The organism is Bacillus sp. FSL P4-0290 (assembly GCF_037975435.1).
Classification (GTDB): domain Bacteria; phylum Bacillota; class Bacilli; order Bacillales; family Bacillaceae; genus Bacillus; species Bacillus subtilis.
The window spans coordinates 896901-922726 of the sequence record NZ_CP150253.1; the positions used below are offsets into that span (position 1 = coordinate 896901).

The following is a 25826-nucleotide window of genomic DNA, read 5'->3' on the forward strand; positions in this document are numbered from 1 at the left end:
AAAGCAAGACTGGAGAATTTATATGAAAAGAAAACATATCATGATCTATGCGGCCAGTTTGCTGGTGTCCGTTCTGGCACACGCTTTTTTTGTGAAAGAATGGGCGGAAGGCAGGTATATGACAGGTCCGGGTGACGGGCTTGCGCAAATGATCGTATTTAAAAAATTATTATTTGACCAATATACACACGGGAATTTTTTCTACAATTATTCATTCGGACTTGGCGGCGGCACATTCAGTCAGCTCGGCTATTATTTTTCTGCGTCTTTTCTTTTTCTTGCTGTGTCCGCCGCTGTTTGGCTGCTTCAAGCCGTCCAGCTGATCGGAGAAGCGGATACGCTTTTTTGGGCAGAGTCAGCTGTTTTTATCAGTATTTTCAAATTGAGCTTGATCATCTTTACGTCCGCTTCTGTTTTTCATTATCTTCTCAAGCACAGGGCGGCATCGTTCACGGGAGCTGTGTTATACGGCGTCTCAATTATTTATTTCCGTCACGAAGCGTATTGGGAATTTTTCACCGATACAATGGTTTGGCTTCCGCTGCTTGTGCTTGGCGCAGAAAAAATTATTAGAGAGCGGCGTCCGGCGTGGTTTATCGTTGCGTGTTCGCTGACGTTAATCAATAACTTTTACTTTGCATACATAAACCTTATATTCATCGGAATCTATGTGCTGTTCAGATGGCTGATCCGTTTGGAACCACATGAAGAGAAAAGATGGATTCAAATCAGATTATTTCTCGTTTCAGGCTTCATTTCTTTTGGCATCAGTGCGGCGGCGTTTGTGCCGGTAGTATACGGTTTTTTAAACAACCTGCGCCCTCCATACAGCCAGAAAATAGAGTGGCTCAATTTCGATGATAATATCTTATTTTCGAGCCGGATCATCATTGTGCCGGCCGCTTTTCTGCTGTTTTTGTTTATGATTTCTTTTTACAAAAACCGTGTGTTTCGTCTCTTTGCCGGGTTGAGCCTGCTGTTTATTCTGTTTCATTTCAGTCCGTATGCGGCAAGCGTCTTTAACGGTTTTTCCGCCCCGCAAAACCGTTTTGAATATGTTCTGGCCTTTACCATTGCGGGAGCAGCTGCGGCTGGTTTGTCACAGCTGTCTGAATTGAAACGGAAAGAACTGCTCCCGGCCGCAGCTGTCGTCCTGCTTCTTTACTTGTATCATATTCAAAGGTATAAGCTCGATATATGGAAGCCTGCGAATGAAAGTATTCTATTGCTCTTACTCATGACAATCGCAGCCTTGTTTGCTGCAGCTTTTGCGAAAAAACGGGCAAAAATGGCTGTGCACGGTATAATCATTCTTTCTTCGCTGTTTGTCGCCAACTCCTATCAAAAATACGCGCTCTCAGAAGGCGGCGATTTGGATAGTGTGACAAAAGAATATCTTACAAGTGAGGAATACAGAGGGCGGGAATCATCTGAGCTCATCAGACGTTTACAGAAGGAAGACGATGATCCGCTCATGAGAATCGACTGGATGAACGGGGTCCGCAATAATACGCCAATCATTTACGGATTTAATGGCTTCAGCGCGTATTCCAGCATTTTAAACAAAGATCTGCTGGCCTTCTATTGGAATGATTTAAGCATCGATATGGGCAGGGAAAGCGTCAGCCGTTACGCGTCATTGGGAGACAGGGCGAATTTATACAGCCTGCTTTACGGCAAATATTATATGACCGAAAAAACAAACGAAGCCAGCGTCCCGTACGGCTTCAAAAAGCATTTAGAAACAGAGCATTATGCAGTTTATGAGAATCAGTACATGCTTCCATTCGTCAAAACAGCGGATGCCATATACAGCGAAAGTGAGCTGGACCGATTGCCCGCTCTTGCGAAAGAACAGGCGATGCTGAAAGGAATCATATTAAAAGATCCATCAGGAAAAACGGAGCAGACACCAAAACCGTCCAATTTGATCACCAAGTCGGACATCACTGCAAAACAAGCCCAGTATCAAAACGGGCTGCTAACCGTAACTGGAGAAAACGGAGGAGAGCTGATCATCACCCCGAAACAGCCGTCATCCGCTCCGGGAGACTACTATGTCAGCTTTTATTTGAAAAGCAAAGCAAAAGACAAAGGATTTACGTTAAAGGTAAATGATTATGTCACAACAAGGAAATCGAACAAATCGATATATAAAACCGGAGTAAATAATATAACGGTAAGAGTGCCTAAATCACGCCATATCTCAATCAATCTTCCGAAAGGAACCTATGAGCTGAGAAACATAGCGCTCTATGAAGAAAATTACCAAACGCTGAAAAACGCTGTAATGCAAAATAAAACAGAGAAAGCAGACAAACTGAATTGGAACAAAAATCGACTGACCTTTGCATATCATCTGTCAAAAGACCAGTACATCATGCTTCCGATCCCATATGAAAAAGGCTGGGAGCTGAAGATCAACGGAAAAACACAGAAGATCGAAAAAGCGGATTATGCTTTTATAGGCTTCAAGGCGCAAAAGGGAGACAATCACATTGAGCTGACTTACTATCCGCCATACTTCAAAATATCGGCGATCATATCTCTCGTCAGTCTGCTGCTTGCTGTTTTTTATATAAGACGTAAAAAGCCCGGCTCTATATAGAGCCGAGCTTTAATTTTTTCTGTAGTTTTTCTTCGCTGAATATCCATCCCGTATAGGATGAACGAATTGTGAGATCATGGCCGATATGAACAATTGCGACAAACGGATAATGGCCTTTGCTCCGATAACGCAGGTCGATAAATCTCACCTCATAATGATCTTTAAACGTATCCACTTCCCACCGGTAAACCGGAGAAAAGGACAGAAACGCCGCGATGTTATCATCCTGCTTTGCCGCATGCATTACATCGGTTTCAGGAACAGGCACCCGATTAAATGTATCCAGAATCACGACATGTCCTTCCATGCTTCTTCCTACATAGAAAGCATGTGCTGTCGTCACTGCGATTCGCCATTGCCTGAATTTCATCGTTGGAGAAATAATAATGCTTTCGATCTCATCATGAATCATCTCATGAAGCTTCCGTTTAATTCTCAGCTGCATGATCAGGCGCACCAAGTAATAGCCTGCCAATATGATATATAAGCTGAGAAACGTGATGCCGGGACTCCCGCCTGCATACCAAATCGCGATAGCTGCTAGATGGCTGATAAAAATAAACGGATCAAACGTATTAATCAGCCCGAGCGCAACCCATTTTTTCGAAAACGGACGAATGGCTTGTGTTCCATAGGCGTTGAATATATCAACAAAGACATGCAGAACGACTGCCAGCAGTGTCCACAGCCACAGGTGCAGAAAATCGGCCTGAGGATAAAATAAATACAGAATCGCCGGGATGATGACAGACCAAAACAAAACGGCGGGAATTGAATGGGTAAATCCTCTGTGATTCCTTATATAAACAGCATTGTTTTTAAGCTTTAACACAGTATCAATATCCGGAGCCTGAGAGCCCGCAAGCGTTGCGATCATAACAGCGTGAGCCATTGCCGGATCTGATCCGACAACAGGATCAAGCGTCGCAATACCGCCCAGTGCGATGCCCATAACGACATGTGTGCCCGTATCCATAGGTGACCTCCTTGCAGGATGATCCTGCACATTCACTTTGTAAGAAATTCCCCATTTTCATATACCCAATTTTTAAACTGATTCAATCGTTCTCATATGTTTCCGCTTTTTCTTTATTACTATTTAATGTAACATATTATCGTACTGTGCCCTTAGTGTACAACAAAAAACAGTCTAAAGAAAAGCGGGGCGCGAAAGACTGGGGAGAAACACATATGAACGTACTTGAAGACAAATTAAAACAAAAAGACATACAGCAATTTCGCGATGATTTAATCTCATGGTTTGAACGAGAGCAGCGCGTTCTGCCGTGGAGAGAGGACCAAGATCCTTATAAGGTATGGGTATCTGAAGTGATGCTGCAGCAAACGAGAGTAGAGACAGTGATTCCTTACTTTCTGCGGTTTGTGGAACAATTCCCGACAGTGGAAGCGCTCGCTGATGCTGATGAAGAAAAGGTGCTGAAAGCATGGGAAGGGCTCGGCTATTATTCGCGAGTCAGAAACTTGCAAAGCGCGGTAAAAGAAGTGAAACAGGAATACGGCGGCATTGTCCCTCCAGACGAGAAAGATTTTGGCGGGTTAAAAGGCGTCGGCCCTTATACAAAGGGAGCGGTGCTCAGCATTGCCTACAATAAACCCATTCCCGCGGTTGACGGAAATGTGATGCGTGTCATGTCCAGAATTCTTTCTATTTGGGATGATATTGCCAAACCAAAAACAAGAACGATCTTTGAAGACGCCATACGAGCTTTTATTTCCAAAGAAAAACCATCTGAATTTAATCAGGGCTTGATGGAGCTTGGAGCCTTGATTTGCACGCCAAAATCACCCTCATGCCTGCTATGCCCGGTTCAGCAGCATTGCTCAGCATTTGAAGAAGGCACTGAACGGGAGCTTCCGGTAAAAAGCAAAAAGAAAAAGCCCGGGATCAAAACCATGGCCGCGATCGTACTGACTGATGAAGACGGACAAGTGTATATCCACAAACGGCCGTCTAAAGGTTTGCTCGCCAACCTGTGGGAATTCCCTAATCTTGAAACACAAAAAGGGATCAAAACTGAGCGTGAACAGCTCATTGCTTTCTTAGAAAACGAATATGGCATACAAGCTGATATCAGTGATCTGCAAGGTGTAGTCGAGCATGTTTTCACCCACCTGGTATGGAATATTTCAGTGTTTTTCGGTAAAGTAAAACAAGTGTCGGATACCAGCGAGCTGAAAAAAGTAACGAAAGAAGAGCTCGAACAATTTGCGTTCCCGGTGTCACATCAAAAAATCTGGAAGATGGCAGTAGAAGCAGCCGCCATCTCGGCTGCTCCGTAAACCATTCTTAATCGTAAGAGACGCGCGTGCCGTGGCTGTAGTCCGCTTCATTGCGCTTCATTCCGCCGCGCGCTTCAATTTCTTGCGTTAATTCCCGGTATTTTGATTGGCCTTCTTCGTTCAAATAAGGCATAATTTGCTGAAAGGCATGATGAAAATAAGCGAGTTCACTGTTCTTCCAATCTTTTTTGGAAACCATGTTCAATTCGCTCATATCACGTCCGACATACATAACAGAAGACCCCCTTTAAAGTTCTTGCCATTATTGTTTGTGGAAATAAAAGAACTATACGCTACAAGGAGATGAGGAAAAATGGAACAAAATAAATGTGCACTCGTAACAGGAAGCAGCCGCGGTGTCGGAAAAGCGGCCGCGATCAGACTTGCTGAGAACGGCTATAACATCGTCATTAACTATGCACGCAGCAAAAAAGCAGCATTAGAAACAGCGGAAGAAATTGAAAAGCTTGGCGTTAAAGTGCTTGTCGTAAAAGCAAACGTAGGACAGCCTGCAAAAATCAAAGAAATGTTTCAGCAAATTGATGAAACGTTCGGCAGACTTGATGTTTTTGTCAATAATGCCGCTTCAGGAGTACTAAGACCTGTCATGGAATTAGAAGAAACACACTGGGACTGGACGATGAACATTAATGCGAAAGCATTGCTTTTCTGCGCTCAGGAAGCTGCCAAGCTAATGGAGAAGAACGGAGGCGGGCATATTGTCAGCATCAGTTCATTAGGCTCTATCCGCTATCTTGAAAACTACACCACGGTCGGTGTATCAAAAGCAGCGTTAGAGGCTTTAACCCGTTATCTTGCCGTTGAGCTTTCACCAAAACAAATTATCGTCAATGCTGTTTCAGGCGGAGCGATCGACACAGATGCGCTGAAACACTTCCCGAATAGAGAAGATCTGCTTGAGGATGCGCGCCAAAACACGCCGGCGGGACGCATGGTCGAAATTAAAGACATGGTTGATACTGTTGAGTTTCTAGTGTCTTCCAAGGCTGACATGATCCGCGGACAGACAATTATCGTTGACGGCGGACGCTCACTGCTCGTTTAAAAATTTTTAAAAAAGAGGAATAGCTATACGATCACCTGCACATTCTAATGACCGTGGAGGTGATAACAATGGCTAACTCAAATAACTTCAGCAAAACAAACGCTCAACAAGTTAGAAAACAAAACCAACAATCAGCTGCTGGTCAAGGTCAATTTGGCACTGAATTTGCTAGCGAAACAAACGCTCAGCAAGTCAGAAAACAAAACCAGCAATCAGCTGGACAACAAGGTCAATTCGGCACTGAATTCGCTAGTGAAACTGACGCACAGCAGGTAAGACAGCAAAACCAATCTGCTGAACAAAACAAACAACAAAACAGCTAATCACTGAAACAGAAAAAAGCACTTCATCTTCGGGTGGAAGTGCTTTTTTCTGTTTGAAAAACGACAAAACTTGTGGAAGGTCTACAGAATGAGTCAAAGGGTTTGCTTTACGGAGATCGAAATGATTAAAGGAGGAAATGTTTATACTTTCATCAGGCTGAAGGAGGAACCGATGACCGAATTTGAAAAGCTGGTAAGTGAACAGATGAAAACGATGGATAAGCTTCTCGATCTCCAATCAGAGCTCGACCGCTGCAAACAAATTGAGGCGGAACTCCGGCATTTGGAAAGGGATGCAAGGCTGCGTGGGATTCAGGCTGAAATTGCGGTAAAACGGAAACACCTTGCCGATATACAGGATATGTTTCAAAAGCAGACAGAGCAGGTCATTCGTTCATATCGCAGCTCAGAAAAGCCGTCTTCCTTTGTGTAGTGCAGGAATGTGCCATTCCCCGGCCGGAATGGCTCTTTTATTTTCATTTTTCAATTTGTAACGTTATAATAGGTAAAAGACGTTGTCGGTAAGCAAATTTGGACATACTAACTGTAGGGCTTTATAGAAAGTAGGGGAGAAATATGGGCTATCCCAAGGAAGGAGAAACCATTCAAATTCACAGCTATAAGCACAACGGGCTGATTCATAGAATTTGGAATGAGACAACAATCTTAAAAAGTACAGAAATGTGTGTCATCGGAGCCAATGACCGGACGATGGTAACCGAATCAGACGGCCGGACATGGATAACCAGAGAGCCCGCAATCTGTTATTTTCACGCAAGACAATGGTTTAATGTCATCGGGATGCTGAGGGAAGACGGGGTTCATTATTATTGCAACATCAGTTCTCCGTTTGCCTATGATGGCGAAGCAATTAAATATATTGATTATGACTTAGATGTTAAGGTTTTTCCTGACATGACCTACAATATTCTCGATGAAGACGAATATGATGATCATCGGAAAGCCATGAATTATCCAAAAGAAATCGACAGTATTTTAAGAGACTACTTAAATACGCTGCTCCATTGGATTCACCAGCGTCAGGGACCGTTTGCGCCCGAGTTTGTCGATATGTGGTATGAACGGTATTTGCGCTATACAAAATAATGGTTACGTAAAAAACCTGTTGCGGGGTACAACAGGTTTTTCACATGGGCTCACACACATCATGATAAAGAGAGAGGGGGAATCAACGTGGGGGTTATGAAACGCTACATGCAATTCGTCAAACCTTATAAGAAGCAAATTTTCGTTACAGTGTTAATCGGGATCGTAAAATTCTCCATTCCGCTTGCTCTCCCATTGCTTCTGAAGTACGTAGTTGACGACATTATTCAAGGAGGCGGCACGGCCAGTGACAAAACCACGTCATTGTTCACGATTATGGCGATCATGTTCGCCTTATTTTTAATTTTGCGCCCGCCTGTTGAATATTACCGGCAATATTTTGCCCAGTGGACTGCCAGCAAGGTGCTTTATGATATAAGAGCTAAGCTGTTTGACCATATACAAAAACTGAGCCTTCGTTTTTACGCGAATACAAGAACAGGGGAAGTCATTTCCCGAGTGATTAATGATGTAGAACAAACAAAGGATTTCGTCATCACAGGGCTGATGAATATATGGCTCGATATGCTGACGATTTTGATTGTAATCTCTATCATGCTCACACTGGACGTTAAATTAACGCTGATCTCTATCGTTTTATTCCCATTATACGGAATATCAGTGAAGTATTTTTACGGCCGTTTACGAAAGCTGACAAGGGAGCGCTCACAGGCTCTTGCTCAAGTGCAGGGGCATTTGCACGAACGAATTCAAGGCATGCCTGTCATCAGAAGCTTTGCGATAGAAGATCATGAACAGGCTCAATTTAATGAGAAAAACGGTCATTTCTTAGATAAAGCCATCCGCCACACGAATTGGAACGCCAAAACCTTTGCGGTCGTTAATACCATTACAGATTTGGCGCCGCTCATCGTCATAGCGTGCGCCGGGTATTTTGTCATTAATGGACCGCTGACAGTCGGAACAATGGTCGCGTTTGTCGGATATATTGACAGAATGTACAACCCTGTTAGAAGGCTGATCAATTCCTCTACAACTTTGACACAGTCAATCGCATCAATGGACAGGGTGTTTGAATTTATTGACGAGCCCTATGAACTCACTGACAAACCAAATGCGATAAAGGCCGATCAGATTCGCGGAGGAGTGGAGTTTCAAAACGTTTCGTTTCAATATGAGAAGGACAAAGAAAATATTCTTCATGATGTATCCTTAAAAGTAAATAGAGGAGAAACTGTAGCTCTCGTCGGCATGAGCGGAGGAGGAAAATCAACGCTCGTCAGCCTGATCCCAAGATTTTATGATGTAACAAGCGGCAGACTGCTGATTGATGGGACGGATATTCGCGATTATGAAGCAAGAAGCCTTCGCAACCAGGTTGGTATGGTGCTTCAAGATACCTTTTTATTTAGTGAAACGATTCGGGAAAATATCGCGATCGGCAAGCCTGATGCCACACTTGAAGAGATAATCGAAGCCGCCAAAGCTGCAAATGCCCATGAATTTATCATGAGTTTTCCAGAAGGATATGAGACCCGGGTGGGGGAACGAGGCGTTAAGCTTTCAGGCGGACAAAAGCAGCGGATCTCAATTGCGCGGGTATTCCTGAAAAATCCGCCGCTCCTCATTTTAGATGAAGCTACATCAGCTCTGGATTTGGAAAGTGAGCATTACATTCAAGAAGCGATGGACAAACTGGCGAAGGATAGAACAACTTTTGTTGTCGCCCACCGTTTATCGACAATCACCCATGCGGATAAGATTGTTGTCATGGAAAACGGCACAATCATTGAAATCGGAACCCATGATGAACTCATGGACTATGAGAGCCAGTACAAGCACTTATTTACCATTCAAAATTTGAACTAAAACATCAATCTTATATCCTTTTAACGAAGGATATAAGATTTTTTTGTATATAAAAAAACCCGGCTGTTTAACCGGGTTACTCTTCTGTTTCTATTTCGCAGTCTTTCGGATGATACGTTTGAAAACTTGTGATAAGTGTTTCTAAATGTTCAAGCTGCTCGCGATATTCCACGGCGCTTGCCATAATATTGAGCATGTTGTAATCAATAAGCTCCTCATCCGTATTCTGCTGATTTTTTAAAAATGACTTTGTTAAAAGCTGCTTATACCGGATGCCTTCTTCAACCGCGTCATCATGCGGCTTGATTTTTCCGACAAACCTCATCAAAATCCGTTCGTGCCAGTAAAGCAGGTAATCAAGTTCTTCAGTCAATGTTTCCTGAAACTCTTCCGGCATATGATAGATCTCGTTTTCCAGACGATGCAGCTTCTTCAATGTATCAAGCGCCCGATTTGCAGTAATAATGGCCTGTCTGAACAGGACAAGCTTTCTTGATTTCACATAAGTGGTTTTCTTAAAGTAACTTCTTTCTTCTTTATATAGAAGATATGTCTGATCAAGCTTGATCATTTTTTCTTTCAGTTTTTCAATATCCTCTTTCAAAATCGAATGCTCTGTCGACTGCCGCATGGACAATCTGATCCACTTCATAATTTCTTCGGTGTTTTCGACGGTATTATGAATCAGCTTTGTTTCGTACTTAGGAGGCAAAAACACAAGGTTGACGATAAAGGAAGAAAGCACCCCTAAGATGACTGTGCTTGTTCTGATCAGCGCGAACATTAAAAAGTCGTCACCGGCAGATTCTAATATCGCAATGACTGTTACAAGAGCAATTGAAATTGTATGTTCAATTTTAAGTTTCAGCATGATTGTAATGACAATAACTGCTGTTAACCCGATCATAATCGGGCTGGGTCCGAAAATAAGGCCGAACACTGTGGCAATCACAGCTCCGATGATATTTGCTTGAACCTGGTCAATAATAATGAGAAAAGAGCGGTAAATCGACGGCTGGATCGCAAATATCGCTGCAATTCCAGCGAAAATCGGCGCGGGAAGCCCGATCCACGAAGCCAAATAAAGGGCAAGTGTAATCGCAATCCCGGTTTTGAAAATGCGGGCACCAAGTTTCATTGGTTTGTGCGTGCATTCCTTTCTATAGTAAATTGTGTGACATAGCAAATGGGCTAATCCTTAAAATTCCCGGTTAGTTTATTTGCTAAACAATTAAGTAATATACAGGGATCGATACAAATATTCAAGCTATTTTTCTAGAAAAAGACCAAAATCTTACACGTTGTTTGATTCCATAAAAAAAACAGGAGCTCAAAGCTCCTGTTCAAGGTATTTGATTCTAGTTTTTTAGATGTTTAAATGCATCCTCGACCGCTGTAAGCGTGTCTTTAATATCCTGCTCTGTATGTGCTGTGGTAATAAACCAAGCTTCATACTTAGAAGGTGCTAAATTAATTCCGCGTTCCAGCATCAGCTTGAAAAACGTAGCGAATGTTTCTCCGTCACTCCGTTCAGCCTGCTCGTAATTTTCCACTTTCTCATCAGAGAAGTATACCGTGAGCGCACCTTTTAACCGGTTGACCGTAATGGTGATGCCGTGTGTTTCTGCGTGCTTCAAAATGCCTTCCTCAAGCATAGCGCCAAGGTGATCAAGCTTTTCATACACGCCTTTTTCTTTGAGCACTTCCAGACAAGCGATGCCTGATAGGATGGAAGCGGGGTTCCCTGCCATTGTTCCTGCCTGATAAGCAGGCCCTAGCGGAGCTACCTGCTCCATGATTTCTTGTTTGCCGCCATAGGCCCCAATCGGAAGTCCGCCGCCGATAATTTTCCCGAGTGCTGTTAAATCTGGTTTCACCTGTAAGAGATCCTGCGCGCCGCCATACATAAAGCGGAAAGCCGTAATGACTTCATCGTAAATAACGAGAGCCCCTGCATTATGTGTTAATTCATTTACTTGTTCTAAGAAGCCCTCTTTCGGCTCCACGATACCGAAGTTGCCGACAATCGGTTCAACGAGAACCGCCGCGATTTCACTGCCCCATTTTTCAAGAGCTGCTTTATAGCTATCGATATCATTAAATGGTACTGTGATCACTTCGTTTGCAATGCTTTTCGGTACACCGGCTGAGTCTGGTGTGCCAAGAGTAGACGGGCCGGAGCCTGCGGCGACAAGCACAAGGTCCGAATGCCCGTGATAACAGCCCGCAAATTTAATGATTTTTGTCCGGCCTGTATATGCGCGAGCCACGCGGATGGTCGTCATAACGGCTTCTGTACCCGAATTGACGAATCTTACTTTGTCCATAGCGGGAATGGCTTCTTTGAGCATCTTTGCAAATGTAACCTCGTGTTTCGTTGGTGTTCCATACAATACACCGTTCTCTGCCGCTTTTTTAATCGCTTCTGTAATATGCGGGTGGGCATGTCCTGTAATAATCGGACCGTACGCCGCTAAATAATCGATGTATTTGTTGCCGTCCACATCCCAAAAATAAGCGCCGCTTGCTTTCTCCATTGCAACAGGAGAACCGCCGCCGACTGCTTTATATGATCTAGACGGGCTGTTTACACCGCCGACAATGTGCTGTAATGCCTCATTGTGAAGTTCAATTGATTTTGTATGCAAGAATAAAAACCTCCTATATCTCCATGCGTCCTTTCTATTGTAGCATGCTTCCGAACAAGAACAATGGCTTCGGGCTTCAGATTCAGCTGAGATGGTTGTAATCTGGACAAGAATTGGATACGCTTAATAAAAAAACATCCGGAGGTAACGTAATGACTATAGAAATCGGACAAAAAGCGCCTGATCTTGAGTTAAAAGGTGATCATGGGGAAACAGTAAAATTATCGGATTATAAAGGAAAGTACATCGTGCTTTATTTTTATCCAAAGGACATGACACCCGGATGTACAACTGAAGCATGCGATTTTCGGGACAGTCACGAAAGCTTCGCCGAACTGGATGCCGTCATTATCGGCGTCAGCCCGGACAGCCAGGAAAAACACGGAAAATTTAAAGAGAAGCATAACCTTCCATTTCTGCTTCTTGTTGATGACGAGCATAAGCTGGCGGAAGCATTTGATGTGTGGAAGCTGAAGAAAAACTTCGGAAAAGAGTATATGGGAATCGAGCGTTCCACTTTTTTAATTGATAAACAAGGCCGGCTCATTAAAGAATGGAGAAAAGTAAAAGTAAAGGACCATGTAGCCGAAGCGCTTCAAACCCTCAAAGATATGTCGGAAAAGTAAATCTCTATGAGCCTATGCTTACTTTTACCCTGATATCAATTGACAAATTATCGTAGAAAGAGTTACACTAATTATAAACATTACAATGTAAGAATTTTTTTTAGAAGAGAGGTGCATGACGGATGGCTGCACATGAACTAAAAGAAGCCTTAGAAACGTTGAAGGAAACCGGAGTTCGCATTACTCCTCAACGTCATGCGATTCTGGAATATCTCGTTAACTCTATGGCTCATCCAACAGCGGACGATATATATAAAGCTCTGGAAGGGAAATTTCCTAACATGAGCGTAGCGACGGTATATAACAATTTGCGTGTGTTCCGGGAATCAGGTTTGGTAAAAGAGCTCACATACGGTGATGCTTCCAGCAGATTCGATTTTGTCACATCCGATCACTATCACGCGATTTGCGAAAACTGCGGTAAAATTGTGGACTTCCACTACCCGGGCCTTGATGAAGTGGAGCAGCTCGCTGCCCACGTCACGGGCTTCAAGGTAAGCCACCACCGTTTAGAAATTTACGGCGTCTGCCAAGAGTGTTCGAAAAAAGAAAATCATTAAAAATAAGCTGACCGCACGAAACGGTCAGCTTATTTTATTTCGACATTTTCTTTTTATTATAAGACTCATCAAATTCTTTTCCTTCTAATCCCTTATCTAAAGTCAGCGGCTCTCGGCAATGCATGCACATATCGACTCTTCCTAAAACCTTTGTCTCTTTATCACAGCCTGGACAAATGACGCGAACCGCTTTAGTCGAAAGCATTCCGATCCAAAAGTAAACTACCGTGCTGAGACCGATGGATAAAAGCCCAAGTATCATAAACAAACTAGAAAGCAAAACTGACTCTTTGAAAAAGATCCCGATGTACATAATGATAAACCCAACGAAAACCAAACTTAACGCAAATGTTCTGATTTTATTAATTTTGCTGGAGTATTTCGCCATGTCCATCCCCCTCTGTTTTAACTATAGCACAAACCCGATGGGATTTTCTTCATGTTTTCGGTTGAACTGGAATTTACATATGGAGAGTTACTGTGAAATTGTTTATAATAGTTCAATGTGTTTAGAAAAAAGGAATTTCGTTTTAACCATAGAATTGAATCAAATAGAGAATAAAAAAATTTGAACAATTGCATTGGAGGAATAGTGATGGAAAATCTTCTCCGTCCAATTTACCAAGAAAGAGCAAGTCACCCCAATACATTGGCTGTCATTATGATTGAGAGAAGAAACAAAACATCTTCCTTAACAGATAACTTTGATGCAGCTTTGCTGGTGATTGTAAAGGATGCTGATGAGCCAGTTTTTATAAAGCATTATGAATTTGATCATCAAACAGCTTCTTTGCATGTGGTAACAGATTCTCAGATTCAAGAATGGATTTTGCTTGGAACAAATAGAAGAATCATAGATTGGATTGTAAATGGCAGAGTCTTGTTTGACCGTAATGAATACGTAGTTGAACTGATTGACAGGCTGAATACATTTCCGTTTGCCGAACGTAAACTGAAGATCGGACTCGAATACGGCAAATTAATCAGAAGGTATGTTGAAGGGAAAGCTTTTTTTGAAGCCAATCAATTTTTAGATGCCTACAATGCCGTTGTTCATGCGCTGCATCATTTAGCACGTATTGAAGTAATCGACAGAGGATTCCATCCCGAAACCACGGTGTGGAGCCAAGTGCGCCAGATGGAGCCCCAAGTGTACAAATTATATTCCGAGCTGATTGAAAGTCATGAGAGCCTGGAAAAAAGACTTGAATTATTATTCTTAGCAAATGATTTTCTCATCCATTCCAAAGCCGAGATCGGTTCGGCGCATCTTTTCGAAGTAATGAAAGAAAAAGACATTTGGCAATTCGGTGAGCTTCTTCAACATCATGACCTAAAGCACTTTACCCAAGATCTTGGCGTTATGCTTGATTACTTGACGGAAAAGGGACTTATCAACGTCTGCCAGATAGAAACGAAAGGACAGGCTGTCTATCACCGAGGATATTCTTTTAAAAAAGGTGTTGACTCTGATTCTTGACCGTGTTATATTATTAAACGTCGCTGATGCGCTTCTGAGAAAACAAGCTCACAGCGGCGGGAAAATAAATCAAAAAAACATTTGACAAAAGAAAGTCAAAATGTTATATTAATAAAGTCGCTTCAACAAGAAGTGAAAATGATCTTTGAAAACTAAACAAGACAAAACGTACCTGTTAATTCAGTTTTTAAAAAATCGCACAGCGATGTGCGTAGTCAGTCAAACTAGGGCCTGCACGACGCAGGTCACACAGGTGTCGCCGCAGGATGCGGTGAACTTAACCTGTGATCCATTTATCGGAGAGTTTGATCCTGGCTCAGGACGAACGCTGGCGGCGTGCCTAATACATGCAAGTCGAGCGGACAGATGGGAGCTTGCTCCCTGATGTTAGCGGCGGACGGGTGAGTAACACGTGGGTAACCTGCCTGTAAGACTGGGATAACTCCGGGAAACCGGGGCTAATACCGGATGGTTGTTTGAACCGCATGGTTCAAACATAAAAGGTGGCTTCGGCTACCACTTACAGATGGACCCGCGGCGCATTAGCTAGTTGGTGAGGTAACGGCTCACCAAGGCGACGATGCGTAGCCGACCTGAGAGGGTGATCGGCCACACTGGGACTGAGACACGGCCCAGACTCCTACGGGAGGCAGCAGTAGGGAATCTTCCGCAATGGACGAAAGTCTGACGGAGCAACGCCGCGTGAGTGATGAAGGTTTTCGGATCGTAAAGCTCTGTTGTTAGGGAAGAACAAGTACCGTTCGAATAGGGCGGTACCTTGACGGTACCTAACCAGAAAGCCACGGCTAACTACGTGCCAGCAGCCGCGGTAATACGTAGGTGGCAAGCGTTGTCCGGAATTATTGGGCGTAAAGGGCTCGCAGGCGGTTTCTTAAGTCTGATGTGAAAGCCCCCGGCTCAACCGGGGAGGGTCATTGGAAACTGGGGAACTTGAGTGCAGAAGAGGAGAGTGGAATTCCACGTGTAGCGGTGAAATGCGTAGAGATGTGGAGGAACACCAGTGGCGAAGGCGACTCTCTGGTCTGTAACTGACGCTGAGGAGCGAAAGCGTGGGGAGCGAACAGGATTAGATACCCTGGTAGTCCACGCCGTAAACGATGAGTGCTAAGTGTTAGGGGGTTTCCGCCCCTTAGTGCTGCAGCTAACGCATTAAGCACTCCGCCTGGGGAGTACGGTCGCAAGACTGAAACTCAAAGGAATTGACGGGGGCCCGCACAAGCGGTGGAGCATGTGGTTTAATTCGAAGCAACGCGAAGAACCTTACCAGGTCTTGACATCCTCTGACAATCCTAGAGATAGGACGTCCCCTTCGGGGGCAGAGTGACAGGTGGTGCATGGTTGTCGTCAGCTCGTGTCGTGAGATGTTGGGTTAAGTCCCGCAACGAGCGCAACCCTTGATCTTAGTTGCCAGCATTCAGTTGGGCACTCTAAGGTGACTGCCGGTGACAAACCGGAGGAAGGTGGGGATGACGTCAAATCATCATGCCCCTTATGACCTGGGCTACACACGTGCTACAATGGACAGAACAAAGGGCAGCGAAACCGCGAGGTTAAGCCAATCCCACAAATCTGTTCTCAGTTCGGATCGCAGTCTGCAACTCGACTGCGTGAAGCTGGAATCGCTAGTAATCGCGGATCAGCATGCCGCGGTGAATACGTTCCCGGGCCTTGTACACACCGCCCGTCACACCACGAGAGTTTGTAACACCCGAAGTCGGTGAGGTAACCTTTTAGGAGCCAGCCGCCGAAGGTGGGACAGATGATTGGGGTGAAGTCGTAACAAGGTAGCCGTATCGGAAGGTGCGGCTGGATCACCTCCTTTCTAAGGATATTTTACGGAATATAAGACCTTGGGTCTTATAAACAGAACGTTCCCTGTCTTGTTTAGTTTTGAAGGATCATTCCTTCGAAACGTGTTCTTTGAAAACTAGATAACAGTAGACATCACATTCAATTAGTAACACAAGATATCACATAGTGATTCTTTTTAACGGTTAAGTTAGAAAGGGCGCACGGTGGATGCCTTGGCACTAGGAGCCGATGAAGGACGGGACGAACACCGATATGCTTCGGGGAGCTGTAAGCAAGCTTTGATCCGGAGATTTCCGAATGGGGAAACCCACCACTCGTAATGGAGTGGTATCCATATCTGAATTCATAGGATATGAGAAGGCAGACCCGGGGAACTGAAACATCTAAGTACCCGGAGGAAGAGAAAGCAAATGCGATTCCCTGAGTAGCGGCGAGCGAAACGGGATTAGCCCAAACCAAGAGGCTTGCCTCTTGGGGTTGTAGGACACTCTGTACGGAGTTACAAAAGAACGAGGTAGATGAAGAGGTCTGGAAAGGCCCGCCATAGGAGGTAACAGCCCTGTAGTCAAAACTTCGTTCTCTCCTGAGTGGATCCTGAGTACGGCGGAACACGTGAAATTCCGTCGGAATCCGGGAGGACCATCTCCCAAGGCTAAATACTCCCTAGTGACCGATAGTGAACCAGTACCGTGAGGGAAAGGTGAAAAGCACCCCGGAAGGGGAGTGAAAGAGATCCTGAAACCGTGTGCCTACAAGTAGTCAGAGCCCGTTAACGGGTGATGGCGTGCCTTTTGTAGAATGAACCGGCGAGTTACGATCCCGTGCAAGGTTAAGCAGAAGATGCGGAGCCGCAGCGAAAGCGAGTCTGAATAGGGCGCATGAGTACGTGGTCGTAGACCCGAAACCAGGTGATCTACCCATGTCCAGGGTGAAGTTCAGGTAACACTGAATGGAGGCCCGAACCCACGCACGTTGAAAAGTGCGGGGATGAGGTGTGGGTAGGGGTGAAATGCCAATCGAACCTGGAGATAGCTGGTTCTCTCCGAAATAGCTTTAGGGCTAGCCTCAAGGTAAGAGTCTTGGAGGTAGAGCACTGATTGGACTAGGGGCCCCTACCGGGTTACCGAATTCAGTCAAACTCCGAATGCCAATGACTTATCCTTGGGAGTCAGACTGCGAGTGATAAGATCCGTAGTCGAAAGGGAAACAGCCCAGACCGCCAGCTAAGGTCCCAAAGTATACGTTAAGTGGAAAAGGATGTGGAGTTGCTTAGACAACCAGGATGTTGGCTTAGAAGCAGCCACCATTTAAAGAGTGCGTAATAGCTCACTGGTCGAGTGACTCTGCGCCGAAAATGTACCGGGGCTAAACGTATCACCGAAGCTGCGGACTGTTCTTCGAACAGTGGTAGGAGAGCGTTCTAAGGGCTGTGAAGCCAGACCGGAAGGACTGGTGGAGCGCTTAGAAGTGAGAATGCCGGTATGAGTAGCGAAAGAGGGGTGAGAATCCCCTCCACCGAATGCCTAAGGTTTCCTGAGGAAGGCTCGTCCGCTCAGGGTTAGTCGGGACCTAAGCCGAGGCCGAAAGGCGTAGGCGATGGACAACAGGTTGATATTCCTGTACCACCTCCTCACCATTTGAGCAATGGGGGGACGCAGGAGGATAGGGTAAGCGCGGTATTGGATATCCGCGTCCAAGCAGTTAGGCTGGGAAATAGGCAAATCCGTTTCCCATAAGGCTGAGCTGTGATGGCGAGCGAAATATAGTAGCGAAGTTCCTGATTCCACACTGCCAAGAAAAGCCTCTAGCGAGGTGAGAGGTGCCCGTACCGCAAACCGACACAGGTAGGCGAGGAGAGAATCCTAAGGTGATCGAGAGAACTCTCGTTAAGGAACTCGGCAAAATGACCCCGTAACTTCGGGAGAAGGGGTGCTCTGTTAGGGTGCAAGCCCGAGAGAGCCGCAGTGAATAGGCCCAGGCGACTGTTTAGCAAAAACACAGGTCTCTGCGAAGCCGTAAGGCGAAGTATAGGGGCTGACGCCTGCCCGGTGCTGGAAGGTTAAGAGGAGCGCTTAGCGTAAGCGAAGGTGCGAATTGAAGCCCCAGTAAACGGCGGCCGTAACTATAACGGTCCTAAGGTAGCGAAATTCCTTGTCGGGTAAGTTCCGACCCGCACGAAAGGCGCAACGATCTGGGCACTGTCTCAACGAGAGACTCGGTGAAATTATAGTACCTGTGAAGATGCAGGTTACCCGCGACAGGACGGAAAGACCCCGTGGAGCTTTACTGCAGCCTGATATTGAATGTTGGTACAGCTTGTACAGGATAGGTAGGAGCCTTGGAAACCGGAGCGCCAGCTTCGGTGGAGGCATCGGTGGGATACTACCCTGGCTGTATTGACCTTCTAACCCGCCGCCCTTATCGGGCGGGGAGACAGTGTCAGGTGGGCAGTTTGACTGGGGCGGTCGCCTCCTAAAAGGTAACGGAGGCGCCCAAAGGTTCCCTCAGAATGGTTGGAAATCATTCGCAGAGTGTAAAGGCACAAGGGAGCTTGACTGCGAGACCTACAAGTCGAGCAGGGACGAAAGTCGGGCTTAGTGATCCGGTGGTTCCGCATGGAAGGGCCATCGCTCAACGGATAAAAGCTACCCCGGGGATAACAGGCTTATCTCCCCCAAGAGTCCACATCGACGGGGAGGTTTGGCACCTCGATGTCGGCTCATCGCATCCTGGGGCTGTAGTCGGTCCCAAGGGTTGGGCTGTTCGCCCATTAAAGCGGTACGCGAGCTGGGTTCAGAACGTCGTGAGACAGTTCGGTCCCTATCCGTCGCGGGCGCAGGAAATTTGAGAGGAGCTGTCCTTAGTACGAGAGGACCGGGATGGACGCACCGCTGGTGTACCAGTTGTTCTGCCAAGGGCATCGCTGGGTAGCTATGTGCGGACGGGATAAGTGCTGAAAGCATCTAAGCATGAAGCCCCCCTCAAGATGAGATTTCCCATTCCGCAAGGAAGTAAGATCCCTGAAAGATGATCAGGTTGATAGGTCTGAGGTGGAAGTGTGGCGACACATGGAGCTGACAGATACTAATCGATCGAGGACTTAACCATATTTTTGAATGATGTCACACCTGTTATCTAGTTTTGAGAGAATAAGTTTTTCAAAAAAACACTTGATTTTCTCAAGAATACATAGTATAATGTTAAATGTCACTGAAATTGTCTGGTGATGATGGCGAAGAGGTCACACCCGTTCCCATGCCGAACACGGAAGTTAAGCTCTTCAGCGCCGATGGTAGTCGGGGGTTTCCCCCTGTGAGAGTAGGACATCGCCAGGCAGACTTCATTCCGCAGTAGCTCAGTGGTAGAGCTATCGGCTGTTAACCGATCGGTCGTAGGTTCGAATCCTACCTGCGGAGCCATTATTGGAGAGCTGTCCGAGTGGTCGAAGGAGCACGATTGGAAATCGTGTAGGCGGTCAACTCCGTCTCAAGGGTTCGAATCCCTTGCTCTCCGCCACTGATACTTATACATAATTACAATTGAAAGTCTGGGCCCGTTGGTCAAGCGGTTAAGACACCGCCCTTTCACGGCGGTAACACGGGTTCGAATCCCGTACGGGTCATTATATGATGGAGGATTAGCTCAGCTGGGAGAGCATCTGCCTTACAAGCAGAGGGTCGGCGGTTCGAGCCCGTCATCCTCCACCATTATATCATCGCGGGGTGGAGCAGTTCGGTAGCTCGTCGGGCTCATAACCCGAAGGTCGCAGGTTCAAATCCTGCCCCCGCAACCAAATTTTAAAATGGTCCGGTAGTTCAGTTGGTTAGAATGCCTGCCTGTCACGCAGGAGGTCGCGGGTTCGAGTCCCGTCCGGACCGCCATTTGAATACTTAGGCTCGGTAGCTCAGTTGGTAGAGCAACGGACTGAAAATCCGTGTGTCGGCGGTTCGATTCCGTCCCGAGCCACCACCTATGCCGGTGTAGCTCAATTGGTAGAGCAACTGACTTGTAATCAGTAGGTTGGGGGTTCAAGTCCTCTTGCCGGCACTGTTTTTTCAAAATTTAATGTGGAGGGGTAGCGAAGTGGCTAAACGCGGCGGACTGTAAATCCGCTCCCTCAGGGTTCGGCAGTTCGAATCTGCCCCCCTCCACCATTTATAGGGGCATAGTTTAACGGTAGAACAGAGGTCTCCAAAACCTCCGGTGTGGGTTCGATTCCTACTGCCCCTGCCAAATTTATGACATCTTGAGATTATGGCGGTTGTGGCGAAGTGGTTAACGCACCAGATTGTGGCTCTGGCACTCGTGGGTTCGATTCCCATCAATCGCCCCATATTATCATTGGGCTATAGCCAAGCGGTAAGGCAACGGACTTTGACTCCGTCATGCGTTGGTTCGAATCCAGCTAGCCCAGTCTCACTTTTTATATCAACTGCATATAATGTATTAAGTCCATTAAAAATGCGGAAGTAGTTCAGTGGTAGAACACCACCTTGCCAAGGTGGGGGTCGCGGGTTCGAATCCCGTCTTCCGCTCCAATTACGGCGGCATAGCCAAGTGGTAAGGCAGAGGTCTGCAAAACCTTTATCCCCGGTTCGAATCCGGGTGTCGCCTTCTTATTGCCGGGGTGGTGGAATTGGCAGACACACAGGACTTAAAATCCTGCGGTAGGTGACTACCGTGCCGGTTCAAGTCCGGCCCTCGGCACCAATTTTACTTACATGGTAAGTTGAATTGGTGTTTGTGTTTTATCATTATAACTAATCATATTAATGATCTACATAAGTAGATCATTTTTTTAATGCTTTGATTTATCATAACAAGTTAAGTTCCGAGGCCTAGTATAAAGCGGCTGTATAGCTAGTCTTTCAACACTTTTATTTTATATTTCCATAAAAACTTTTTTGAAATACGTTGACACTTTATGAGATCCATGATATATTTATATTCGTCGGTTAGATACGACGTAAAACTTGCCGGTGTGGCGGAATTGGCAGACGCGCACGACTCAAAATCGTGTTCCTTCTGGAGTGTCGGTTCGACCCCGACCACCGGTATACTGAAAAACCCGTTTCTTAACAGAAACGGGTTTTTATTTTTTATTAAAGAAAAGGAGCCGAGGCTCCTTTTTATACTTACTCAGCGTATTGGTCTAGGATCTCTTCTAGCACCTCTTCTAGCTCTTCTGTATCTTCAAGCTCTGATTGGCTGAAACGGACGCGTACAAGCTGTTCTCCGTCATTATACATCTCTTCCAACCACCCTCGGAGTCCTCTTGCTCTGCGGTCGACTTCGAAAATGATTTCCAAACCGTCTTCGTCTAAAAGGAAAATGAGCTCTAATTCATCAAGCATCTGACGATAATATCCGGAAGTCGGAACGAATTCGAATTCTTGAACGAACGGAAGACGACGCTGGAAGTAGGGCGCTTGTTCGCAGTCTGCTTCGTTAAGACGGAAGCCCAGGTTTTCGATTGCTTCAAGCACATTTTCAATCCAAGGGTGCGCTTCAACGAAAATGCGGTCATGATCGGATTTATCGATACCGCCTTGAATGTCAAGGTCTGTCACCACGGCAACCTCTACTTTCCCTACAGTGATCGGCGTATCTAGAGGCAGAGTGAATGTGAACGGAAATTGATGCTCTTCACCAGGCTGTATGGTAAATGAACCAGTGACCCGGAAAGAATGAATTGTAGCGTATTTCCGGTGCTCTTCATCGTCTTTTACAATGACATACCGTGTGCTAAGCTGTAAATCGATATAACGGATGTCCTGAGCGATTTTTCCGCCTTTGACATGTACCGTTCCCTGTACTTCTTCTCCTGGAAAATATGCGTCTTTTTCTAAAATTGTATCTACTTTTGCAGCTCCAATTCCGGCACTTGCCGCAAGCTTCTTAAAAAATGACATGTTAGATCTTCCCCTTTTTCTTTTTTCTCAACAGATATACGTAAGAAGGAGGAAAAAAGATTCGTTTGATTCATACTTTTTTCCTATTATTCGTCTCGGCCTAGGGACAGACTAAGAATAATATTGAAAATAAAGGAGTGGATGGAAGTGAATAAAGAAAGTTTGGTTGCAGATGAATTACACAGAATGTTTTTGGCTGGTGAGCTGCAAATCACAGTAGAGGAGGATATAAACAATATTTCCGAAAGGCTGAGAAACGGCGATCTCAGTTTAGACCGATTAAGCGGTGAAGACGTGTTTATAAAAGAAACGGTAAATGAGGCTTTAAGAAGAGTGGAGCAATAAAAAAGAGACGGCATCTCATCTTTGAGATCCCGTCTCTTTTTGTGGTCTTTGCTGTAAGATAAAAGCGAATCGATTTGGAATTGCTCACCCGAGCCACCCCTTTTCTAACAGAAGATCTGACAGTTCATCATGGAGATAAACAGCTGTATCTAATTGATCATGCAATGCTCTTCTGATGTGGGGATTTTCGGTTGCTGTTGTTGCGACAGTGTATTTGTTAATGCTGGTTTTTATTGTTGTTAACAAATCAAGAATATCTTTGGGACAAAGACTTTGTTCAATGGGAAACCACCTCCTTTGTTTTTTTAGCAGCTCCTGATAAGAAAGTATTTGACTTTGTTTCTTGCTTCTATACAAAATGCTATAATAAGCAACAAATTTTGTTGGGGGGTGTGATGATGAAGCAGATTATTGCGATGGGGGGCGGGGGTTTTTCGATGGAGCCGGATAATTTGTCCCTCGATCAATATATCCTCAATCAATCAAAACGAGAGCAGCCTCGTATTTGTTTTTTGCCGACGGCGAGCGGAGATTCCCAAAACTATATTCAGCGGTTTTATCATGCATTTCAAACATTGGATTGCGTGCCGTCTCATTTATCTTTGTTTAAGCCGCCATCATCAGATTTAGCTTCTTTTGTTATGGAAATGGACGTGATTTATGTTGGCGGGGGAAATACGCGGAATTTACTTGTGTTATGGAAAGAGTGGGGGCTGGACCATATTCTCAGGGAAGCATGGAAGAACGGTGTGGTTGTAGCTGGAATAAGTGCCGGTGCGATCTGCTGGTTTGAGGAAGGGGTGACAGATTCAGCCGGACCGCTGACAAGTTTGAAAAGTTTAGGTTTTTTGCAAGGGAGCTTTTGTCCCCATTATGACGGGGAAAAGGATCGGAGACCGGCATACCACCAGCTGATATCTAACAAGTTCTTATGCAGTGGCTATGCAGCTGATGATGGGGCTGCTCTCCATTTCATAAATGATCAGCTGTTTCAGACTGTGAGTTCAAGGTCGGGTGCAAAGGCATATCGGGTGATGATGGCTGAACATGAAATAGCTGAAATCCCGTTGCCGGTCAAATATTTAGGGTGAAATTGGCTGAATATTATCTATATTCCTCTTTTTTTCAGATTGATTTTATGATAAGATGAGTGCGAAATCAATAGTTACTGGGGGTGCCCGCTTTCGGGCTGAGAGAGAAGGCAAGCTTCTTAACCCTTTGGACCTGATCTGGTTCGTACCAGCGTGGGGAAGTAGAGGAATTGTTTTTGTTATTGTCTTGCTGGGCAATAATATGTTTCTTTCTGACTGTAACCGGGTTCATTTATATGAATCCGGTTTTTTGTGCTGGTTATGGGCTTGATTTTGTCCTTTCAAACGTAGAAAGGGGAAGGAAAAGTAATGCAAAACAATTCAGTGCAGCAAGCCAACATTTCCATTATGTCAAGTTTTTCAGGCAGCAAGAAGGTATACGTGGAGGGTTCTTCTTCGGACATCCAAGTGCCGATGAGGGAGATTGCATTGAGTCCGACGACGGGATCGTTCGGCGAAGAGGAAAACGCGCCTGTGCGTGTCTATGATACAAGCGGACCGTATACGGACCCTGAAGTAACCATTAATATTCAAGAAGGATTAAAGCCGCTCCGCCAAAAATGGATCACAGAGCGCGGTGACGTGGAAGAGTATGAAGGTCGGGCTATAAAACCAGAAGATAACGGTTATAAAAAAGCAAAACCAAACGTAAGCTATCCAGGATTAAAGCGGAAACCGCTGAGGGCGAAGGCAGGTCAAAATGTCACACAAATGCACTATGCAAAAAAGGGGATCATTACACCTGAGATGGAATTTATCGCCATTCGTGAGCATGTGTCTCCTGAATTCGTCAGAGACGAGGTAGCCAGCGGCCGGGCGATTATTCCCTCAAACATTAATCACCCTGAAAGTGAGCCAATGATTATCGGCCGGAATTTTCATGTGAAGATTAATGCAAATATCGGGAATTCAGCGGTTACGTCATCCATTGAAGAAGAAGTGGAAAAAATGACGTGGGCCATCCGCTGGGGAGCGGATACGATGATGGATCTCTCTACCGGAAAAGATATTCATACGACGCGTGAATGGATTATCCGCAATTGCCCCGTGCCTGTGGGAACTGTTCCGATTTATCAGGCGCTTGAAAAAGTAAACGGCGTAGCTGAGGATTTAACGTGGGAGATTTATCGTGATACGCTAATCGAGCAGGCAGAGCAGGGAGTGGATTATTTTACGATTCACGCGGGTGTTTTGCTTAGGTATGTACCGCTGACTGCCAAACGGACAACTGGTATCGTGTCACGCGGGGGAGCGATTATGGCGCAGTGGTGTCTGGCTCATCATCAAGAAAGCTTTTTATACACACATTTTGAAGAAATATGTGAGATTATGAAAATGTATGATATTGCTTTCTCTCTTGGGGATGGTTTGCGTCCCGGATCAATTGCTGATGCCAATGACGAAGCGCAGTTTGCTGAATTAGAGACGCTTGGAGAGCTGACGCAAATTGCCTGGAAGCATGATGTTCAGGTGATGATTGAGGGTCCTGGCCATGTTCCGATGCATAAAATCAAAGAGAATGTCGATAAACAAATGGACATTTGTAAAGAAGCGCCTTTTTACACATTGGGGCCGTTGACAACGGATATTGCTCCGGGATATGACCATATTACTTCAGCGATCGGAGCGGCGATGATCGGTTGGTACGGGACAGCAATGCTTTGTTATGTAACGCCGAAGGAGCATTTGGGGCTGCCAAATCGTGATGATGTTCGTGAAGGAGTCATTACATATAAGATCGCTGCGCACGCTGCGGATCTTGCAAAAGGGCATCCCGGAGCACAAATCCGGGATGATGCGTTATCGAAAGCCCGTTTTGAATTCCGCTGGCGGGATCAGTTTAATTTATCTCTTGATCCGGAGAGAGCCCTTGAATACCATGATGAAACCCTGCCTGCTGAAGGAGCAAAAACCGCTCACTTTTGTTCCATGTGCGGTCCGAAATTTTGCAGCATGAGAATTTCACAGGATATTCGGGATTATGCGAAGAAAAACGATCTCAGTGAAGCAGAAGCCATAAATAAAGGATTAAAAGAAAAAGCAAAAGAGTTTGTCGATACGGGAAGCAATTTATATCAATGAAAAAGATGAAGATG

At 45.3% G+C, this 25826-nt stretch carries 20 protein-coding genes, 16 tRNA genes, 3 rRNA genes and 1 riboswitch; of the genes, 32 read left to right on the top strand and 7 right to left on the bottom strand.

Annotated elements, in window-relative coordinates:
* The first annotated feature begins 22 nt into the window (after positions 1 to 22).
* Positions 23 to 2608 (top strand): YfhO family protein, encoded by a 2586-nt coding sequence (locus tag MKY10_RS04565; protein WP_048655261.1) that lies wholly within the window; start codon positions 23 to 25, stop codon positions 2606 to 2608.
* On the opposite strand, the gene MKY10_RS04570 is transcribed toward MKY10_RS04565, so the two are convergent.
* Complete coding sequence (locus MKY10_RS04570; RefSeq protein ID WP_014476212.1) at positions 2601 to 3584, bottom strand: metal-dependent hydrolase; 984 nt, start codon at positions 3582 to 3584, stop codon at positions 2601 to 2603. The genes MKY10_RS04565 and MKY10_RS04570 overlap by 8 nt on opposite strands.
* 215 nt (positions 3585 to 3799) lie before the next feature.
* Here MKY10_RS04570 and mutY point away from each other — a divergent pair, with 215 nt between their 5' ends.
* Positions 3800 to 4909 carry an A/G-specific adenine glycosylase gene (gene mutY, locus MKY10_RS04575; protein ID WP_015252513.1) on the top strand — a complete coding sequence of 370 codons (1110 nt, stop codon included), beginning with the start codon at positions 3800 to 3802 and terminating at the stop codon, positions 4907 to 4909.
* Between the two features lie 7 nt (positions 4910 to 4916).
* On the opposite strand, the gene MKY10_RS04580 is transcribed toward mutY, so the two are convergent.
* Positions 4917 to 5141, bottom strand: coding sequence for a hypothetical protein (locus tag MKY10_RS04580; RefSeq protein ID WP_003233542.1), 225 nt, complete (start codon positions 5139 to 5141; stop codon positions 4917 to 4919).
* Between the two features lie 81 nt (positions 5142 to 5222).
* On the opposite strand from MKY10_RS04580, the gene fabL reads away from it, so the two are divergent.
* The 5 genes from fabL (at position 5223) to MKY10_RS04605 (ending at position 9235) form a co-directional block, all read left to right on the top strand.
* Positions 5223 to 5975 (top strand): enoyl-[acyl-carrier-protein] reductase FabL, encoded by a 753-nt coding sequence (gene fabL, locus MKY10_RS04585; protein ID WP_003223262.1) that lies wholly within the window; start codon positions 5223 to 5225, stop codon positions 5973 to 5975.
* A gap of 68 nt (positions 5976 to 6043) precedes the next feature.
* Positions 6044 to 6298 carry a gamma type acid-soluble spore protein SspE gene (gene sspE / locus MKY10_RS04590; protein WP_003233541.1) on the top strand — a complete coding sequence of 85 codons (255 nt, stop codon included), beginning with the start codon at positions 6044 to 6046 and terminating at the stop codon, positions 6296 to 6298.
* Positions 6299 to 6470: 172 nt separating this feature from the next.
* Positions 6471 to 6731 carry a YgaB family protein gene (locus tag MKY10_RS04595; protein ID WP_003242708.1) on the top strand — a complete coding sequence of 87 codons (261 nt, stop codon included), beginning with the start codon at positions 6471 to 6473 and terminating at the stop codon, positions 6729 to 6731.
* 143 nt (positions 6732 to 6874) lie between these two features.
* On the top strand, positions 6875 to 7405 hold the full coding sequence (locus tag MKY10_RS04600) for a DUF402 domain-containing protein (RefSeq protein WP_003223272.1): 531 nt from the start codon (positions 6875 to 6877) through the stop codon (positions 7403 to 7405).
* Between the two features lie 87 nt (positions 7406 to 7492).
* Complete coding sequence (locus MKY10_RS04605; RefSeq protein WP_009966836.1) at positions 7493 to 9235, top strand: ABC transporter ATP-binding protein; 1743 nt, start codon at positions 7493 to 7495, stop codon at positions 9233 to 9235.
* 76 nt (positions 9236 to 9311) lie between these two features.
* Here the strand turns inward: MKY10_RS04605 and MKY10_RS04610 are convergent, their stop codons facing one another.
* Together MKY10_RS04610 and MKY10_RS04615 are read right to left on the bottom strand one after the other, a co-directional pair.
* Complete coding sequence (locus MKY10_RS04610; protein ID WP_003233537.1) at positions 9312 to 10373, bottom strand: aromatic acid exporter family protein; 1062 nt, start codon at positions 10371 to 10373, stop codon at positions 9312 to 9314.
* A 220-nt stretch (positions 10374 to 10593) separates the two neighbouring features.
* Entirely contained in the window at positions 10594 to 11883 is a 1290-nt protein-coding gene (locus MKY10_RS04615; protein ID WP_015252511.1) for a glutamate-1-semialdehyde 2,1-aminomutase, read from the bottom strand.
* 152 nt (positions 11884 to 12035) lie between these two features.
* Here MKY10_RS04615 and bcp point away from each other — a divergent pair, with 152 nt between their 5' ends.
* The gene (bcp, locus tag MKY10_RS04620) at positions 12036 to 12509 is read left to right on the top strand and encodes a thioredoxin-dependent thiol peroxidase (protein ID WP_046160215.1); all 474 of its coding nucleotides are present in this window, start codon (positions 12036 to 12038) and stop codon (positions 12507 to 12509) included.
* Between the two features lie 122 nt (positions 12510 to 12631).
* Complete coding sequence (gene perR / locus MKY10_RS04625; RefSeq protein WP_003223285.1) at positions 12632 to 13069, top strand: peroxide-responsive transcriptional repressor PerR; 438 nt, start codon at positions 12632 to 12634, stop codon at positions 13067 to 13069.
* 34 nt (positions 13070 to 13103) lie between these two features.
* On the opposite strand, the gene MKY10_RS04630 is transcribed toward perR, so the two are convergent.
* Complete coding sequence (locus MKY10_RS04630) at positions 13104 to 13457, bottom strand: YgzB family protein (RefSeq protein WP_014479226.1); 354 nt, start codon at positions 13455 to 13457, stop codon at positions 13104 to 13106.
* Positions 13458 to 13664: 207 nt separating this feature from the next.
* On the opposite strand from MKY10_RS04630, the gene MKY10_RS04635 reads away from it, so the two are divergent.
* The 20 genes from MKY10_RS04635 to MKY10_RS04730 all read left to right on the top strand — a co-directional run bounded on the left by MKY10_RS04635 (position 13665) and on the right by MKY10_RS04730 (position 21439).
* Positions 13665 to 14549, top strand: a complete 885-nt coding sequence (locus MKY10_RS04635; protein WP_003243727.1) for a nucleotidyltransferase-like protein — start codon at positions 13665 to 13667, stop codon at positions 14547 to 14549.
* A gap of 293 nt (positions 14550 to 14842) precedes the next feature.
* Positions 14843 to 16392 (top strand): 16S ribosomal RNA (locus MKY10_RS04640).
* 170 nt (positions 16393 to 16562) lie between these two features.
* Positions 16563 to 19490, top strand: a 23S ribosomal RNA gene (locus MKY10_RS04645).
* 111 nt (positions 19491 to 19601) lie between these two features.
* Positions 19602 to 19717 (top strand): 5S ribosomal RNA (gene rrf, locus MKY10_RS04650).
* Together the 16S, 23S and 5S rRNA genes with 16 tRNA genes alongside form the textbook arrangement of a ribosomal RNA operon.
* Before the next feature lie 9 nt (positions 19718 to 19726).
* Positions 19727 to 19801, top strand: a tRNA-Asn gene (locus MKY10_RS04655).
* Positions 19802 to 19806: 5 nt separating this feature from the next.
* Positions 19807 to 19898, top strand: a tRNA-Ser gene (locus tag MKY10_RS04660).
* A gap of 34 nt (positions 19899 to 19932) precedes the next feature.
* Positions 19933 to 20004 (top strand) — tRNA-Glu (locus tag MKY10_RS04665).
* A 9-nt stretch (positions 20005 to 20013) separates the two neighbouring features.
* Positions 20014 to 20089, top strand: a tRNA-Val gene (locus MKY10_RS04670).
* 9 nt (positions 20090 to 20098) lie between these two features.
* A tRNA-Met gene (locus MKY10_RS04675) sits at positions 20099 to 20175 on the top strand.
* An 11-nt stretch (positions 20176 to 20186) separates the two neighbouring features.
* Positions 20187 to 20263, top strand: a tRNA-Asp gene (locus tag MKY10_RS04680).
* A gap of 12 nt (positions 20264 to 20275) precedes the next feature.
* A tRNA-Phe gene (locus MKY10_RS04685) sits at positions 20276 to 20351 on the top strand.
* Between the two features lie 5 nt (positions 20352 to 20356).
* Positions 20357 to 20429: transfer RNA gene (locus MKY10_RS04690), tRNA-Thr, on the top strand.
* Positions 20430 to 20451: 22 nt separating this feature from the next.
* Positions 20452 to 20536 (top strand) — tRNA-Tyr (locus tag MKY10_RS04695).
* A 5-nt stretch (positions 20537 to 20541) separates the two neighbouring features.
* Positions 20542 to 20615: transfer RNA gene (locus MKY10_RS04700), tRNA-Trp, on the top strand.
* A gap of 24 nt (positions 20616 to 20639) precedes the next feature.
* A tRNA-His gene (locus MKY10_RS04705) sits at positions 20640 to 20715 on the top strand.
* A gap of 9 nt (positions 20716 to 20724) precedes the next feature.
* A tRNA-Gln gene (locus tag MKY10_RS04710) sits at positions 20725 to 20796 on the top strand.
* 49 nt (positions 20797 to 20845) lie between these two features.
* Positions 20846 to 20920, top strand: a tRNA-Gly gene (locus MKY10_RS04715).
* A 5-nt stretch (positions 20921 to 20925) separates the two neighbouring features.
* A tRNA-Cys gene (locus tag MKY10_RS04720) sits at positions 20926 to 20996 on the top strand.
* 7 nt (positions 20997 to 21003) lie between these two features.
* Positions 21004 to 21092 (top strand) — tRNA-Leu (locus MKY10_RS04725).
* Positions 21093 to 21357: 265 nt separating this feature from the next.
* A tRNA-Leu gene (locus MKY10_RS04730) sits at positions 21358 to 21439 on the top strand.
* Positions 21440 to 21517: 78 nt separating this feature from the next.
* Here MKY10_RS04730 and spo0M read toward each other — a convergent pair.
* The gene (gene spo0M / locus MKY10_RS04735) at positions 21518 to 22294 is read right to left on the bottom strand and encodes a sporulation control protein Spo0M (protein ID WP_003233481.1); all 777 of its coding nucleotides are present in this window, start codon (positions 22292 to 22294) and stop codon (positions 21518 to 21520) included.
* Between the two features lie 141 nt (positions 22295 to 22435).
* Between spo0M and MKY10_RS04740 the strand changes: the two genes are divergently transcribed.
* Entirely contained in the window at positions 22436 to 22639 is a 204-nt protein-coding gene (locus MKY10_RS04740; RefSeq protein WP_003233478.1) for a hypothetical protein, read from the top strand.
* Positions 22640 to 22723: 84 nt separating this feature from the next.
* On the opposite strand, the gene MKY10_RS04745 is transcribed toward MKY10_RS04740, so the two are convergent.
* Positions 22724 to 22996, bottom strand: coding sequence for a spore coat protein (locus MKY10_RS04745; RefSeq protein WP_010886449.1), 273 nt, complete (start codon positions 22994 to 22996; stop codon positions 22724 to 22726).
* Between the two features lie 41 nt (positions 22997 to 23037).
* Between MKY10_RS04745 and MKY10_RS04750 the strand changes: the two genes are divergently transcribed.
* Both MKY10_RS04750 and thiC read left to right on the top strand, forming a co-directional pair.
* Complete coding sequence (locus MKY10_RS04750) at positions 23038 to 23730, top strand: Type 1 glutamine amidotransferase-like domain-containing protein (RefSeq protein WP_015715544.1); 693 nt, start codon at positions 23038 to 23040, stop codon at positions 23728 to 23730.
* Between the two features lie 69 nt (positions 23731 to 23799).
* Positions 23800 to 23907: riboswitch (TPP riboswitch) on the top strand.
* A gap of 132 nt (positions 23908 to 24039) precedes the next feature.
* The gene (gene thiC, locus MKY10_RS04755) at positions 24040 to 25812 is read left to right on the top strand and encodes a phosphomethylpyrimidine synthase ThiC (protein ID WP_003233473.1); all 1773 of its coding nucleotides are present in this window, start codon (positions 24040 to 24042) and stop codon (positions 25810 to 25812) included.
* The last annotated feature ends 14 nt before the right edge of the window (positions 25813 to 25826 follow it).